This window comes from Gemmiger sp. An50 (assembly GCF_002161595.1).
Lineage (GTDB): Bacteria > Bacillota > Clostridia > Oscillospirales > Ruminococcaceae > Allofournierella.
In genome coordinates this window covers 26,978-41,707 of sequence record NZ_NFID01000019.1, presented here as the reverse complement: position 1 = coordinate 41,707, position 14,730 = coordinate 26,978, and the positions used below count along the sequence as shown (strand labels likewise).

At 51.8% G+C, this 14,730-nt stretch carries 16 protein-coding genes; 10 read left to right on the top strand and 6 right to left on the bottom strand.

Annotated features, from left to right (window positions below; genetic code table 11):
* Positions 1 to 181 precede the first annotated feature (181 nt).
* The gene (locus B5G03_RS14605) at positions 182 to 1,468 is read left to right on the top strand and encodes an L-cysteine desulfidase family protein (RefSeq protein WP_087182417.1); all 1,287 of its coding nucleotides are present in this window, start codon (positions 182 to 184) and stop codon (positions 1,466 to 1,468) included.
* A gap of 121 nt (positions 1,469 to 1,589) precedes the next feature.
* Here B5G03_RS14605 and B5G03_RS14600 read toward each other — a convergent pair whose 3' ends face one another.
* The 3 genes from B5G03_RS14600 to B5G03_RS14590 form a co-directional block, all read right to left on the bottom strand.
* Positions 1,590 to 2,054 carry a peroxiredoxin gene (locus tag B5G03_RS14600; RefSeq protein ID WP_087182416.1) on the bottom strand — a complete coding sequence of 155 codons (465 nt, stop codon included), beginning with the start codon at positions 2,052 to 2,054 and terminating at the stop codon, positions 1,590 to 1,592.
* 52 nt (positions 2,055 to 2,106) lie between these two features.
* Positions 2,107 to 2,868, bottom strand: coding sequence for a peroxide stress protein YaaA (gene yaaA, locus B5G03_RS14595; RefSeq protein ID WP_087182415.1), 762 nt, complete (start codon positions 2,866 to 2,868; stop codon positions 2,107 to 2,109).
* Between the two features lie 66 nt (positions 2,869 to 2,934).
* Positions 2,935 to 3,417 (bottom strand): GNAT family N-acetyltransferase, encoded by a 483-nt coding sequence (locus B5G03_RS14590; protein ID WP_087182414.1) that lies wholly within the window; start codon positions 3,415 to 3,417, stop codon positions 2,935 to 2,937.
* Between the two features lie 135 nt (positions 3,418 to 3,552).
* Here B5G03_RS14590 and B5G03_RS14585 point away from each other — a divergent pair, with 135 nt between their 5' ends.
* The 3 genes from B5G03_RS14585 to B5G03_RS14575 all read left to right on the top strand — a co-directional run bounded on the left by B5G03_RS14585 (position 3,553) and on the right by B5G03_RS14575 (position 6,881).
* The gene (locus B5G03_RS14585; protein WP_087182413.1) at positions 3,553 to 3,894 is read left to right on the top strand and encodes an arsenate reductase family protein; all 342 of its coding nucleotides are present in this window, start codon (positions 3,553 to 3,555) and stop codon (positions 3,892 to 3,894) included.
* Positions 3,895 to 4,055: 161 nt separating this feature from the next.
* Complete coding sequence (gene glgX, locus B5G03_RS14580; RefSeq protein ID WP_242962479.1) at positions 4,056 to 6,164, top strand: glycogen debranching protein GlgX; 2,109 nt, start codon at positions 4,056 to 4,058, stop codon at positions 6,162 to 6,164.
* Between the two features lie 48 nt (positions 6,165 to 6,212).
* Positions 6,213 to 6,881: a PIN domain-containing protein gene (locus tag B5G03_RS14575; RefSeq protein WP_087182411.1), complete on the top strand. Its 669-nt coding sequence runs from the start codon at positions 6,213 to 6,215 to the stop codon at positions 6,879 to 6,881.
* A 251-nt stretch (positions 6,882 to 7,132) separates the two neighbouring features.
* Here B5G03_RS14575 and B5G03_RS14570 read toward each other — a convergent pair whose 3' ends face one another.
* A complete protein-coding gene (locus B5G03_RS14570; protein ID WP_087182410.1) occupies positions 7,133 to 7,834 on the bottom strand; it encodes a GntR family transcriptional regulator in 702 nt (233 codons plus the stop codon).
* Between the two features lie 14 nt (positions 7,835 to 7,848).
* The gene (locus tag B5G03_RS14565; RefSeq protein WP_087182409.1) at positions 7,849 to 8,595 is read right to left on the bottom strand and encodes a GntR family transcriptional regulator; all 747 of its coding nucleotides are present in this window, start codon (positions 8,593 to 8,595) and stop codon (positions 7,849 to 7,851) included.
* A gap of 196 nt (positions 8,596 to 8,791) precedes the next feature.
* Here B5G03_RS14565 and B5G03_RS14560 point away from each other — a divergent pair, with 196 nt between their 5' ends.
* The 6 genes from B5G03_RS14560 to B5G03_RS14535 are packed head-to-tail and all read left to right on the top strand — an operon-like array spanning position 8,792 to position 12,951.
* Complete coding sequence (locus tag B5G03_RS14560; protein WP_087182408.1) at positions 8,792 to 9,805, top strand: SIS domain-containing protein; 1,014 nt, start codon at positions 8,792 to 8,794, stop codon at positions 9,803 to 9,805.
* 15 nt (positions 9,806 to 9,820) lie between these two features.
* Positions 9,821 to 10,246, top strand: a complete 426-nt coding sequence (locus tag B5G03_RS14555) for a PTS sugar transporter subunit IIA (protein ID WP_087182407.1) — start codon at positions 9,821 to 9,823, stop codon at positions 10,244 to 10,246.
* Positions 10,246 to 10,716: a PTS sugar transporter subunit IIB gene (locus tag B5G03_RS14550; protein ID WP_087182406.1), complete on the top strand. Its 471-nt coding sequence runs from the start codon at positions 10,246 to 10,248 to the stop codon at positions 10,714 to 10,716. The genes B5G03_RS14555 and B5G03_RS14550 overlap by 1 nt, the downstream gene beginning before the upstream one ends.
* Before the next feature lie 25 nt (positions 10,717 to 10,741).
* Positions 10,742 to 11,494: a PTS mannose/fructose/sorbose/N-acetylgalactosamine transporter subunit IIC gene (locus B5G03_RS14545; RefSeq protein ID WP_087182405.1), complete on the top strand. Its 753-nt coding sequence runs from the start codon at positions 10,742 to 10,744 to the stop codon at positions 11,492 to 11,494.
* A 1-nt stretch (position 11,495) separates the two neighbouring features.
* Positions 11,496 to 12,323, top strand: a complete 828-nt coding sequence (locus B5G03_RS14540) for a PTS system mannose/fructose/sorbose family transporter subunit IID (RefSeq protein WP_087182404.1) — start codon at positions 11,496 to 11,498, stop codon at positions 12,321 to 12,323.
* A complete protein-coding gene (locus tag B5G03_RS14535) occupies positions 12,310 to 12,951 on the top strand; it encodes an HAD hydrolase-like protein (RefSeq protein ID WP_206423633.1) in 642 nt (213 codons plus the stop codon). The genes B5G03_RS14540 and B5G03_RS14535 overlap by 14 nt, the downstream gene beginning before the upstream one ends.
* 234 nt (positions 12,952 to 13,185) lie before the next feature.
* Here B5G03_RS14535 and B5G03_RS14530 read toward each other — a convergent pair whose 3' ends face one another.
* Positions 13,186 to 14,691: a HAMP domain-containing sensor histidine kinase gene (locus B5G03_RS14530; protein WP_140401716.1), complete on the bottom strand. Its 1,506-nt coding sequence runs from the start codon at positions 14,689 to 14,691 to the stop codon at positions 13,186 to 13,188.
* Between the last annotated feature and the right edge of the window lie 39 nt (positions 14,692 to 14,730).

Sequence of the window (14,730 nt, the reverse complement as noted above, 5' to 3'; positions counted from 1 at the left end):
CCAAATAAACCAATTACAATTTCAGTTTTAACCTGTTTTGACCGTCTTGTCAAGAAAAAACGCCGTAAAAATGTTTTTTTGCATATTGGTGATGTTGGCACGGTTCTTGCTACAATGAGAGCAGAAGAAACAACGCCGCAGCACCGCGGCAGACATAACAGGAAAAAGGAGCGCGAATAATATGCTTACAAAACAGGAAATGCTGGATCTTCTTCATCAGGAAGTTGTGCCCGCTCTGGGCTGCACCGAACCGGTGTGTGTGGCTCTGGCCGCAGCGGACGCCTATCATGCCATTGGCGGGCAGATCGTATCGGTGAAGATGCAGGTGAACCCGGGCGTATATAAAAACGGTATGTCGGTGGGCATTCCCGGCTTTGACCGTGTGGGTCTGAAATATGCCGCCGCTCTGGGCGCCTGCCTGGGCAACCCGGAAAAGAGCCTGCAGCTGCTGGAAGAGATCACTCCCATCGTGAGCAAGGAAGCCACCCGCCTGGTGGAGGAAAAGCAGGTGAGCGTGACCATCGCGGAGGAGGAGACCCAGCTGTATGCCCATGCCGAAGTGATTACCACTCGGGGCATCGGTATCAGCACCATCCGCAACACCCATTCCAACATCGTTTACACCAGTGCCAACAACCAGGTGCTGTTTGAAAAGGAATACACCCTGGGCGGCGAGGACGAGCTGCACGAAAAGCTGAAGACCATGACCGTTGCACAGATCCGCGAACTGGTGGACAGCGCCACCGAAGAGGAGCTGGCCTTCATGATGGACGGCGCCAAGATGAACGAGACTCTGGCGGACTACGGCCTGGAAAACCGGCTGGGCATCGGCATCGCCGACACTCTGAAAGCTCAGCTGAACGGCGCCATGGGCGATAACCTGTTCAGCAACACCATGGTTCGTGTGGCCTCCAGCGCTGAGGGTCGTATGTCCGGCTGCCCCTACGCGGTCATGAGCAGCGCCGGCAGCGGCAACCACGGCATCACCGCCATCATTCCGGTTATGGAGATGGCCAAGCACCTGAATGCCAGCAAGGAAGCAACTGTAAAGGCACTGGCCTTTTCGCATATGCTGAACGTTTACATCAAGCTGTTTACCGGCAAACTCAGCGCCACCTGTGGCTGCGGTGTGTCGGCTGCGGCTTCCGCCTCCGCTGCCATGGTATGGCTGATGGGCGGCAACGATGCTCAGATGGGTGCGGCCATCATCAACATGAGCGGCAACCTGACCGGCATGATTTGTGACGGCGGCAAGATCGGCTGTGCGCTGAAACTGGCCACCGCATCCAACGCGGCCCTCATGAGCGCTTATCTGGCTATGGGCGGTGTTGTGGTCAGCGCCAGCGACGGTATCTGCGACACTACTCCCGAAAAGGCCATCCGCAATATGGGCCGCATCAGCAACCCCGGCATGACCGCCACCGACAAGACCATCCTGGACATCATGATGGAAAAGGACCGGGGCTAAAACCTTTCTTTTGCTTATTTCTTTTTCCTTTCTCTCTTCTCATAAGAAAAACTGCCGCATCGGGCAAAACCGATGCGGCAGTTTTTCGTTTCATCAATAGAATGATTTTTCAGTGGTAGAATCAGCCTTCCTGCTCCAGCAGAGCCAGCAGCTCGCCGGCGTTCTCATCCGGCTTGACCTTTTCCTTGGCCCAGCGGATTACGCCCTCTTCGTCAATCAGGTAGGTGGTGCGTACCACGCCCATGCTCACCTTGCCGTAGAGCTTTTTCTCTTTCCACACATCATAAGCCTGAATGGCCTGCAGCTCCGGGTCGGAAAGCAGCACGAAGGGCAGGTCATATTTCTGTGCGAATTTCAGGTGAGAAGCAACGCTGTCCTTGCTGACGCTGATCACCACGGTGTTCTTGGCGGAAAAATCCGCATGACGGGCCGCGAAGGCACAGGCCTGACGGGTGCAGCCGGGAGTGTTGTCTCGGGGATAGAAATACAGTACCACCTTTTTGCCCTTGAAATCCGCAAGGCTGACGGCGTTGCCATCCTTATCGGTCAGGGTAAAGTCGGGGGCTTGGGTTCCGATTTGCAGCATAAATGATCGCTCCTTTTATTTTTGATAAGGAAATTAAAATGGTCAAAATTGGTCAGTCGGCTTTCCAATTGGGGTCCTGCACAAAGACTAAATGGTCAGGGGAGGAATGCTCGGGGGAATAGGCAAAGCCGAACCGGCGGAAGGAATGCAGCTCCTCCGGGGTTTGGCAGTTCTGTTCCGCCGCATGGCGTACCATCGCCCCCCGGGCCATCTTTGCAAAGGTGGCTTTTTCCTTCAGTTTGCCGCCGGTTTCCTGGGCGAAGGTCACCTGTACCCGGCGCACGGAGTCGGGCAGCTTGCCCATCACGCATTTGCTGTATTCCTTCGAGGCCAGGTCTACCAGGCAGTCAGTCTCTTCGGCCAGAGCGTCCGCCAGGCGGCTGCCCCAGAATTCGTACAGGGTCTTGCAGCGAAAGCCCGCCGGTTTTGCCTGCATTTCCAGACGGTAGGGGGTAACACCATCCAGCGGGCGCAGCAAGCCGTACAGGCCGGACAAAATCCGCAGATGCTCCTGCACATAGGAAAGCTCCTCTTCGGTGAACACACCGGGCGCCATGTACTGGTACTGAATCCCCTCGTAGGCAAAAAGCGCAGGGGTCAGGGCCCGGCGCAGGTCCATCTTTTGCAGGCGCTCAAAGTTTGGCTCCGCCAGTGCGTCGCTGCAATTCCAAAGAGCCTTGCAGGCGGCGTAGTCCAGGCTTTGCAGATAGTTTTTTAATTCCTCGGCCTGCTCCAGAAAGCGGGGCAGATCATGAGGCGCGAAGGAGTCGGTATCCACATTCATGGTCTTGGCAGGGGAGATGATGAACTTCATGGCAGGGCCTCCTTTTCGTTCCTATTGTAGCAGAGATGCGCGACGCAGAATGTTGCCGCGGCAAAATCAGAAGCGCAGCCGCATGTCATACCAGACCGCGCCCCCGTGCTGAGAAGCGGAAACGCCCTCATTTTCAAAGCCGAACCGGCGGTAGAAATCCAGCAACTCCTGCTTGCAGGTGAGCACCACACCCTGGCGGCCCTGCGCCTTGGCGTCGGCAATCATTTGGCGCATCAGTGCACTGGCATAGCCCTTGCCCTGAGCGGTGGGATGTGTTTCCACTCCGAACAGCATCTGCCAGGCACCCTGCTCGTTGTGCAGGCCTGCATCCTCGAACATTTCGTCCTGCAAAAGGGGCGAATCGCTCACGCAGCCGTTCACACAGGCCAGGATCTGCCCATCCTCTTCCGCCAGCCAGAAATGCTCCGGAAATACTGCCAGACGCTGAGCAAAGGAAGTGCGGGTAGCCGCCTCCTCCGGCGGGAAACACTGCTGCTCCAGAGCGTCCAGAGCGTCCAGGTCGGTGGGGCGGGCATGTCGAATGGTCATAACGGGTCATCCTTTCGGTTAAGATCGATACCAGTATACTATAAAACGGCAGTGAGGGGCAGACCTTGCTGCCGCTTTTTCACGGCCTGTGGTATAATATTGTCTGTGAACAAACAAAAATAGGGAGTGCAAACCATGAACATCCAGATTTTCGGAACGAACAAAAGCTTCGATACCAAAAAGGCCCAGCGATGGTTTAAGGAGCGGGGGATCAAATTCCAGATGATTGATCTGAAGGAAAAGGGGATGAGCCGGGGCGAGTTTGACAACGTGTGCCGTGCGCTGGGCGGCTGGCAGAACCTGGTGGATGAAAACGCAAAGGACAAGGATACCCTGACTTTGCTTCGTTTTCTGGCCCCGGAACAGCAGGCGGATAAGCTGTTTGAAAATCAGCAGCTGATCCGCCAGCCCATTGTGCGCAACGGCCGGCAGGCCACTGTTGGCTGCTGCCCGGAGGTTTGGCAGACCTGGGAATGACAGACCAGACGCCCAATAATCTTTGCTGTTTCGTACAAGGAAACGGGCGCTTTCTTGGTAGTTTCGCCGTTCCATTTCCGGTCCGTTTTTTGGTATCATGAAAGAAAAGGGCCCGCGGCAAATACAGAAAACGCGGGTTTCCGGGAAGAGGGGAAATGCCCATGTCCAGAACACCGCATTCCGGTTCGCTGCTGCCCGGGCGGCTGCATGCCACCGGCGAAGTGAACGGTTTCCAGATCCGACCGGGTCTGTTCTTATCCAATGGGGCCACGCTGGTGCCGGGCGGCGTCAGCTTTACCATCCATTCTTTTAACGGCACCGCCTGCGAGCTGTGTTTGTTCCATCAGGCCGACCAGGAGCCCTTCGCGGTGCTGCCCTTCCCGGAGGAATGCCGCATGGGCGGCACCTATTCCATGATCGTGTTCGATCTGGACATTCAGGACATCGAGTATGCCTACCGAATGGACGGTCCCAGCGACCCCGCCCGGGGCTTGATTTTCGACCGCACCAAATTCCTGCTGGACCCCTATGCCCGGGCGGTCACGGTGCAGAGCATCTGGGCAGGCGGCGAGCGGCTGGGGCGAACCTACCATGCCCGGGTGGTGGAGGATACCTTCGACTGGGGAACGGTCCATAATCCGCGCATCCCGTTTTCGGACATGATTATCTACGAGATGCACGTGCGCGGCTTCACGCAGCATGCCAGCTCCGAGGTGAAATTCCCCGGTACCTTCGCGGGTCTGGAGGAAAAGATCCCTTATCTGTTGGAGCTGGGTGTGAACGCGGTAGAGCTGATGCCGGTGTTTGAGTTCGATGAAAAGGCCGAGGAGCGGGTGGTGAACGGTCAGAAGCTGCGCAATTACTGGGGCTATAATCCCATCTGCTTTTTTGCACCCAATCTGGACTACACCGCCGAACCGGAGCTCAACCGGGAGAGTATGGAACTCAAACGGCTGATTCGCAGCCTGAACGAAAACGGCATCGAGGTCATTCTGGATGTGGTGTTCAACCACACCGCCGAGGGCGACGAGACGGGTCCCTTCTTTTCTTTCAAAGGGCTGGATAACAACATCTACTACATGCTCACGCCGGACGGCCGTTATTATAACTTTTCCGGGGTGGGCAATACGCTGAACTGCAACCACCCCCAGGTGCGCCAGTTCATTCTGGACTGCCTGCGCTACTGGACGGTGGAATACCGGGTGGACGGCTTCCGCTTCGATCTGGCATCTATTCTGGGGCGGGATGAGACCGGCAGCCCGCTGTCGAAACCGCCGCTGCTGGAAAGCCTGGCCTTCGACCCGGTGCTCAGCCACGTGAAGCTCATCGCCGAGGCCTGGGACGCGGGCGGCTTGTATCAGGTGGGCAGCTTTCCCTCCTGGAACCGGTGGAGCGAGTGGAACGGCAAATATCGGGACGACCTGCGCAAATTCTTAAAGGGTGATGCAGGCCTGGCCCAGGCGGCGGTGCAGCGCATCTGCGGTTCGCCGGACCTCTACCCACCGGACAAGCGCCCCAACGCCACGGTGAATTTCATCACCTGCCACGACGGTTTCACGTTGTATGATTTGTACGCCTACAACACAAAGCACAACGAGGCCAACGGTTGGAACAACACCGACGGCTTTGACGACAACAACAGCTGGAACTGCGGGGAGGAAGGCCCCAGTCGGAACCCGGAGGTGAACGCACTGCGGGACCGGCTGCGCATGAACGCCATGACGGTGCTGCTGTGCAGCCGGGGCGCGGCTATGTTCCTGGCGGGAGACGAATTCGGCAACAGCCAGGGCGGTAACAACAATGCCTATTGCCAGGACAATGAGATCTCCTGGCTGAACTGGGAGCAGTTGGAGCAAAACCGCCCCTTCTTCGATTTTGTGCGGCAGCTGATCGCGCTGCGCAAGGCTCACCCGGTGCTGCGGGCGGCCACTGCCCCCAGCTGCTGCGGCTGGAAGGACCTTTCGCTGCACAACAACGGCAAAGCCTGGAACAGCGAATTCTTGCCCGAGACCCGCCAGATCGGCGTGCTGTTTGCAGGGCGGGATGCGGCCGATCAAAATGATGATATCTTGCTTCTGGCGCTGAATATGCACTGGGAGCCCCATCCCCAGCAGCTGCCCACACCGCCCAAGGGCCTTTTCTGGCAGCTGGTACTTCACACCGGTGCGGCAGACCCCTTCGCGGCCGGGCCACTGAACGCCCTTTCCATGCAGATGGGTCCCCGCAGTGCGGCGGTGTTCCGGCTGGTTCCCACGGATGGCGGTATTTGATGCAGGCGGGAAAATGGTGTATACTATACCATTGAGGTGAAAAAACAAATGGCAACTTATCTGGTTGATACCGAAAACGTGGGTACCGCCTGGCTTGCTGTAGCGGAAAGGATGCGCCCCGAAGATAAAATGTGCGTGTTTGCCTTTTCCGGCGACGCAAAGCTGAGCATCAATTTTTCCATGCTGGAGACCTGCATGCGGGCCTCCGGTCAGATTGAGATCATCTGGTGCGGTGAAAAGGTTCGTGCCAAAAATGCGATGGATTTTGCCATTGCATCCTATGTGGGTCTGTGTGCCGCCGGCGGCGAGGGCGAGATTTATATCGTTTCCAATGACAGCGACTATGAGGTGCTGTCCGGCTTCTGGGCCCAGCGGGGCGTGACGGTGGAGAAGCTGGCGGTGGGCCAGGGCTATGCTCACGCTAAAGAACTGGCAACCCATAAGGCGGAGCCGGTGCGCGAGCCGGAGCTGAATCCACGCAAAAAGCGCATCCGGGTACTGCTGAACGGCGACAGCGAAGCCGCCGAGCTGGTTTACCGGGTGTGCGAGACCATTCCGGAAAACGCCAAAAAGAAGGGTAAGCGCTTTTTGGAGGCACTGGAAAAAGAACCCCGCTTCAAAAAGATGGCCGAGAAGAAGAAAAAGAGCATCGTGGAAAAGGCCAATGGTGTCACCGGCATCTACTTCGACCGGCAGGAAAAGCTGCGGGAGCCCTGAGCGTGGATTCCTGCCAAACGGTGACCTTGTTTTTCAGAGCCGCCGCATATTCGATCAGGTATGAGAAAAGAGCCGCCGGGTGGTGGCTCTTTTCTTTTGCCGTCTGGCAGCTCTTTCATTACTGCTCCAATTGCGTATAAAAAAGCCATTCTGTGATTTGTGTACTCATAAGGCATAAATCACAGAATGGCTTTTGTGTTTTATAAAAGAAAGCTGTTATTGCAGAGAACTGCCGCAATATCAAGGAGATGTTAAGGCAGCTTGACGTTGGAAACAAGATTTACCCGTGTTCCTACAGAAATCGATAAGCAAAGTGCGATGACATCGTTGTGATGGCAAATAAAGGTGGAGATCAGCAGCAAGCTGTCGTCTGCAGAAATTTTCAGCAATTCCTTTAAGCTTTCGTTTGCTGCAATGGATTCATCAAAAACACGGATTGTTTGGGAAAAATAAACGCTGTTTGGAATTTCCTTGGTGTTTGGAAAATCGGGAAGGAGATTCTCTGTATTGCGATTTTGAAACGTGTACATGAGACCGATGGGGGTGTTATCCACAAATTCGATAAATCGGTGCCTCTTTATTAAATCCATGGAGACAGGAGCAAAAACACTTTCTGCAATATTCTGAATTGGTTCAGGGATATATTCCAGAGGGAGAAGGTGATACTTTTGCTTTTGAAGAAGGCTGTCTTTATATGGAAAACAATAGTGAATCAGTTCCCGATTTACCTTTGGGGGACATAGATAGTATCCGCTTCCATGAATGCGAAAGATAGTTCCTTGACTGGCCAAAATCTCCAAACCGTTTCGCAGAGTTACGCGAGTCACATTCAATAAAACAGAAAGCTCTCGTTCAGAAGGCAGTTTGTCTCCCGGTTTCAGTTGATGCTGTTCAATATATTGCTCCAGATATTCTGCAATGTCCAGTGCAAGAAGATTGTATATTTTGGGCATGAGATGCTCACTTTCTAAATGATTTGAGAAGAAAGATGAAATTCTCCATTTCGGATAACGCCATCTGTATAATATTTGGCGAATTCAGGAACAACCATAACCTCTGTATACTCAGCGATGGTTCCCTCGATTGTGGAAGATGTGATTTGAATGGATATGACGCGATTTCCTTCGGAACAAGCCAGAAGTTTAGAAAACGTATTATATACTTTTGAAGCGGAAAAAATATGCTGGATATCGTGGATTTTTATCTTGTTAATTGTAAGCACATCGTATAAAGAATAGACTTGAAAATCAATTGATTCGATCCCTTTTACACTGTTAAAAGGAAGATACGTGTTTTCGATTGAAATGGGCTGATCATTGCCTTTTCTAAGTCGGATGATTTGAAAGATTTTTTCTTCCTCAGGAACATGAAATATTTTGGAGAATTTGTATCCGGCTTCTCGTGTTTGCGTTTTAAGAACTTTAGAAGAGGGGGTATAACCTGCCTCGTGCAAAAGCTCGGTCATGCCTTTAAAGTGGATGGATGAATCGTCAATATTGGTTTTGGTTACAAATGTACCTTTTCCGCGAATGCGCTTTACCAACTTCTCTTCTTCAAGATGTTCAATTGCGGCACGTATAATGTTTCGGCTCACATGAAATAGCTCCGCAAATTCCCTTTCCGAAGGGAGTGGGGTGCCGTAATTGTAAGTTTTGTCGTGGATCTTCTCTTTAATTGTGTTGGCAATCTGAAGCGCGCACTCTTCATTTTTCATGAAATCACCGACTTGTACTAGAATTTACCTAATTATAGCAAATAATGTGAAAAAAATAAAGACAAAAAAAATATTGGTCTAACAAAAACAAAAAGTGGTTGACACACGGACGAACAAGTGGTATATTGAAAACACAAAGTGGTTCTAAAATGGAGCCTGACAAAATGACGGTACAAATTTACAGGAGGGTAAAAAGATGTACGGATTTGAAGACGAAACCTATCTGAGCGTGTTGCGTGGAGCTGCAAACAATATCGAGCAGATCAAGCAGGTGGTCGCGGAAGTTGAACAGAAGGGGTACAGCAACATTTTCCTTGTTGGAACCGGCGGCACCTACTCGATGGTAAGCCCCTTGGCGTATATGTTTAAGACCAATTCCACATTGGAATGGTACTATGAAATTGCAGCGGAACTGGTAAAAGCAAAGCCCAAAAAGCTCGGCAACCGTTCGCTGATGATCACGGCATCGCTGTCTGGCACAACGAAGGAAACCATTGAAGCGGCAGAGTACGCAACGAGTGTTGGTGCGACGGTGATTTCTTTGGTAGGAGAAGCAGACAGCCCGCTGGGGAAGGCCTCTACCTACGCAATTGCAAATGCGGCCTCCAATGACAATCTGTGTGAGGAGATCTATTTGCAGCTGTTTGCGATTGGCGCGCTGCTGATGAAAGGGAACGGGGAGTTCCCGGAATGTGATCGGCTGCTGGATAATCTGAAAAAAATGCCGGAAGTGCTGTTGAAGGTTCGCCAGGAAAATGATGAGCGCGCACTGGCTTTTGCAGAAAAGCATAAGGACACAAAGTTCCACATGTGTGTTGGCGCAGGCAACACGTGGGGCGAGACATATTGCTTCGCCATGTGCGTCTTGGAGGAAATGCAGTGGATTCCCACCAAGTCCATTCATGCCGCAGAGTTCTTCCACGGAACGGTTGAGATGACGGAAAAAGATATGAGCTTCATGCTCTTTAAGGGCGAAGACGAAACCAGAGCTCTTGTGGACCGAGTGGAAAACTTTGTGCGCAAGTACTCCGATATCGTTCAAGTGTGGGATACCAAAGATTATGCTTTGGAGGGGATCGATGAAGACATGCGCAAGTTCGTTGCCCCGATGGTGATGTCTTCTCAGCTGGAACGCGTAAGCGCTCACTTTGAGCATGTAAGAAATCATAGCTTGGATATCAGAAGATATTACCGCACCGTGGAATACTAAGTGAGGACAGGCACAATGAGAAAGATATTGGTTGCAACGCACGGTAAATTTGCGGCAGGGATTCAAGAGACGCTAAAGTTTATCGTAGGGGAAGATTGTAAGGTCGAAGTGCTGAATGCTTATGTAAGCGAAGCGTTTGATATGAAGCAGGAAGCGGAAAGGTATATCAACGCGCTTGCGGAAGATGATGAATTGATTGTGGCTGCAGATTTGTTTGGCGGAAGTGTGGCTAATACCTTTACCGAGTATGTGCCTACCGGAAAAGTACACATTTTAACAGGTGTAAATGTCCCGATGCTTCTGGAGTTGTCCGATTTGATTAATAGTGAATGCAGCACGGAAGAATTGATACAGAGCGCGCAGCAGACTGCACAAGAGGGTATCGTGTACGTTAACAAGGTGCTGTATGAAAACATGAATTCCGAGGAGGATGATCTTTAATGATCAAATTGATGCGATTGGATGAACGGCTGATCCATGGTCAGGTCGCTTTTGCATGGACGAATTCGTTATCTGCAGACTGTATTCTGATTGCGAATGATAGCGTTGCGGCCGACAAATTACGCGCCACTTCACTGAAACTTGCAGCGCCTCCGGCAGTGAAATTTGTAGTGAAAACAGTAGAGGGGGCAATTGAGGCGCTCAATAGCCACAAAACCGACAAATACAAACTGTTCATCCTTGTGGATAACACAAAGGATGCCCTGGCTCTGGTATCGGCAGTCGAGGAAGTGGATCATGTGAATCTTGGCAATATGAAGATGAAGGAGGGCGCAAGATCCATTACAAATTCCGTTGCCGTAACGGATGAGGACGTAAAGAACATCAGGGAAATGATTGCAAAAGGTGCAGAAGTGGAATGCCGTGCAGTACCGACCGATAAAAAGGTGATGGCAGCAACATTGATCTGACCTCAACAAGAAAGGAGCACACGATATGTTACAGGCATTCTTGGTATCAATTGTGGCGTTTCTTGCTGCAATTGACGAACAGTCCTTTGGCGCATCTATGATGTCCAGACCGCTGTTTACCGGTCCTCTGGTAGGCTTGATTATGGGGGACATGACCACAGGTATTATCATGGGCGCTTCTCTGGAAGCGATGTTCATGGGTTCCATTATGGTGGGCAGCGCGGTTCCTCCGGAAGTGTATGCGTCTAGTGTTTTGAGCATTGCAGTTGCAATTCAGTCGGGTGCAGGCATTGGCGCAGCGGTCGCCCTGGCATTGCCACTTTCGGTCTTCCTGCAGATGTGGAGAAATTTCTGCTATGCAATTCCTGGAAGCTGGGCTGGAAAACAGATTGAAAAAGCAGTCAATGAAAGGAACCTCAAAAAGGCGAATCTGCTTCATTTGACGGTTGTACCGTTGTCCATTGGTATTCCCTCGGCGCTGCTTGTGTTTGTAGCGGTAGCATTTGGAGCAGACATGATCAACACTGGGCTGAATGCAATTCCCACAGTTGTTATGGATGGCTTCAATGTTGCTGCCGGGGTGCTCTCTTGCGTAGGTCTTGCTCTTTTGATTAAGATGATGTCCAATAACAAGGTGCTCCCCTACTTATTCCTGGGATTCATTTGTGTTGTATATCTTGGAATGGATGTAATTGGCGTTGCAGCAGCGGGTCTTTGCATTGCCATCATTGCAGTGAATAGCATGAAGTTTGAAACTGTGGCAGAGGAGGATTTCTGAGATGAGCAAAGCAAAAAACAAATCGCAGAATGGAATTATGACTGCGAAAGACTACAGAAGCATTTTCTGGAGATCCTTCACCATACAGAGCTCGTGGTCTTTTGATAAGATGATGGCCTTTGGCTATATGTATGCTCTGGAAAAGCCGCTTAGAAAGATATATCCGAATGATGACGATTATTATGCAGCATTAAAGCGGCATACCGAAACCTTTAACATAACGCCTCATGTGTCGCCGTTTGTAATGGGACTGGGCGTGGCGATGGAAGAGCAGAATGCAAAGAAAGAAGACTTTGACACCGATTCCATCAACAATGTAAAGGTTGGATTGATGGGACCGCTCTCCGGCATCGGCGACTCTTTCTTCTGGGGAACCTTCCGCGTGATTGCGGCAGGTATCGGCATCGGCATCGCACAAAGCGGTAATATCCTGGGTGCGATCATCTATTTCCTGCTCTATACGTCAATTCATTTTATTACCAAGATTTTGGCTGGCAAATACGGCTACAAACTGGGTACAGACTTCCTGGAGAATGCGTCTCAGAATCACACAATGGAGAAGCTTTCTTATGGTGCGTCCATACTGGGAATGACAGTGATTGGCGCAATGATTGCATCAATGGTGTCGCTCGAAACCACCCTCAGCTTTACGCTGGCCGAAACGGAAACCACGCTGCAATCCATTTTTGATCAAATTTTCCCGGGACTGCTTCCGCTTGGCGCAACCTTCCTTTGCGTGTGGCTGTATAAGAAAAATGTAAAGACCATTTACATCATTTTGGGCATCTTTGCTGTATGCATTCTGGGGTGTGCAATTGGAATATTCTAAGCTTGTTATATTTGATGTGGATGGCACGCTGAATCAGACCGAGCGATATGCGGTAGATGCCTACCGGAAGGCGTTACACGAGATCGGGATGGATCATTTTACAGATGAGCAACTGAAAAGCCGGATTGGAGCTCCGTTCCAGGAAGACATTCGCTTCTTCCTGGGAGATCAGGCCAACACATTGGGAGAGCAGTTTTTGACATGTACAGCCAGATATTGGTTTGAAGGAATTCGAAAAAAAGCTGCTGTGTATCCCGGTACCTATGCAATGCTGGATTCTCTGAAACAAAAAGGATATCAGCTGGCTGTTTGCTCAAACGCTGACCCAAAAGAATTGGAACTGATTTTAGATGCTCTCAATATCAAAAGCCGATTTGATTACATTCAAAGCTTAACGGAGAAAGGCACAAAAAAGGAAAGTCTGAAAAAGCTTCTTGAATGCTGTAACCCGCAATGGGCAGTCATGGTGGGGGACCGGGATTATGACAGAGAAGCGGCGGAAAGAAATGAGATCGCTTTTATTGCGTGCATGTATGGATACGGCGCGCCGGGAGAATTGGAGCGGTGCGAGTATCAGGCCGCGTCTGTTTTGGAAATTCCGGACTTGGTAAATCAGTTGGACAGCTGAAAATCTCCAAATTGTAAGTTGAACGAAGAGACTGTTGCAAACCCAAAGTGGAGCAGCAGTCTCTTTGTTTGATATCCGTCAGGAGTTGCTTGGGAGTTTCCGATCACTTTTTTATCCTGTTCACTATGAAAGTCTTTGAAAGCAAATAATAAAACCGAGCCGTACCGCAAACATCACGGAATGGCTCGGTTTTGTTTTTGCAAAGGGTTTCAATTGGAAAACAGGTGGGGGATTTCAGGCCATCGGCAGCGTGACCCGGAACTGGGTGCTGCGGCCAGGCTGGGGCGGCTGTACCAGCTGGATCGTGCCGCCGTGGGCGGTCACAATTTTGTGACTGATGGCAAGGCCCAGGCCGGAGCCCTGACGGGTGTTGCGGGATTCATCGCCCACAACGAAGGGTTCAAAGATTTGCCCAGCAATCTCCGGCGGGATTCCCACGCCGTTGTCCGCCAGCGTCAGCACAGCCTGGCCGTCTTGATGCTGCAGTTCAAAAAACAGGGCAGTACCGGCGGGGTTGTGCTTTACGGCGTTGGACACAATGTTTTCCAGCACCCGCAGGAAAGCGGTTTTGTCCAACATGCACCAGATGGGTTCATCGGGGATTTCAATCTCCGGTACAAAGCCGCCCAGTTCCAGCTCGTTGTATTTAGAGGCCAGATATTCCCTCAGGACCTCGCACAAATCCAGCCGCTTGGTTTGCAGCGTGAACTGGGGATGCTCCAGCTTGCTGTACTCATGGAAGGTGTCGATCAATCCGGTGAGCCGGTTGGATTTCTGGTAGATGGTGTCCAGATATTCCGGTTGCTTTTCCGGCGGAATCAGCCCATCGCAAATAGCCTTTGCATAGCCCTGAATCACTGTGATGGGGGTCTTCAGGTCATGGGAGATATCTGCCAGCAGCTTTTGCCGGTTGTCCTCCAGGGCCTTGCGCTGACGTTCGCTCTCGGCAAGCTGAGCGGAGAGCTGGTTGAATGCACCGCAAATCTGTTCAAACTCCCGTGGCCCCCGACATTGGATGGGTTGCGGGTCATGCCGCTGGGCAAGCTCGGTGAATCCCTGCTCCAGCCGTTTTAGCGGCCTGCGTACCTTTCGGCTGAGCCAGAGCGCCATTGCCAGCAGTACCAGAACATAAAGGCCCAAAAACAGGAATAAGGTACGGCTCCAAATCATGCTCAGATGAGCGTATTCCTCATTGCGAAGAATCTGCTCGTATAAAATCAGCCAGCGCGACTGGCCGTCCTCATTCTGGAAGGGGTATTTCCAGATGTAGTAGCCTTGAGGCAGCGTTTGCGTCAGGTAGCCATAGGCTTCATCGCTCAAAACACCGGTATCCACACCGGGAATGGAGCCGTAGAGAATTTTATGGTCAGCATCAAGCACCACGGGTGTCTGATGGAATATGCCGGAATAGCCGTCGCTTGCCACCAGCGTCATCTGGCGGCCCTGCCTGTCGTACCAATGAGTAACCGTAGGGTAGACATACTGCCCCTGCAGAGGAATGCAGGCCAGCGCCTCCGGATCAATATCCTTATGGGATTCTCCGTACAGAATCCGGCCTTTGTCGTCTGTTACCGCAATGCTTCCGGTTTTTCCCAGAAGAGTGCGCACCGGGAACTGGTCGTACCGCTCTGTCCGCAGCAGCTCGTTATACTCGCTCAGATCCCGATCGGAAAGGCTGATCACTGTGGTGCTGCTTTCCATCAACGCCCAGAAAAGCAGGGCGATCGCTGCGATTACCAAAAACAGGGTAAAGACCCCGAAGCAACGCAGCAGAACTGA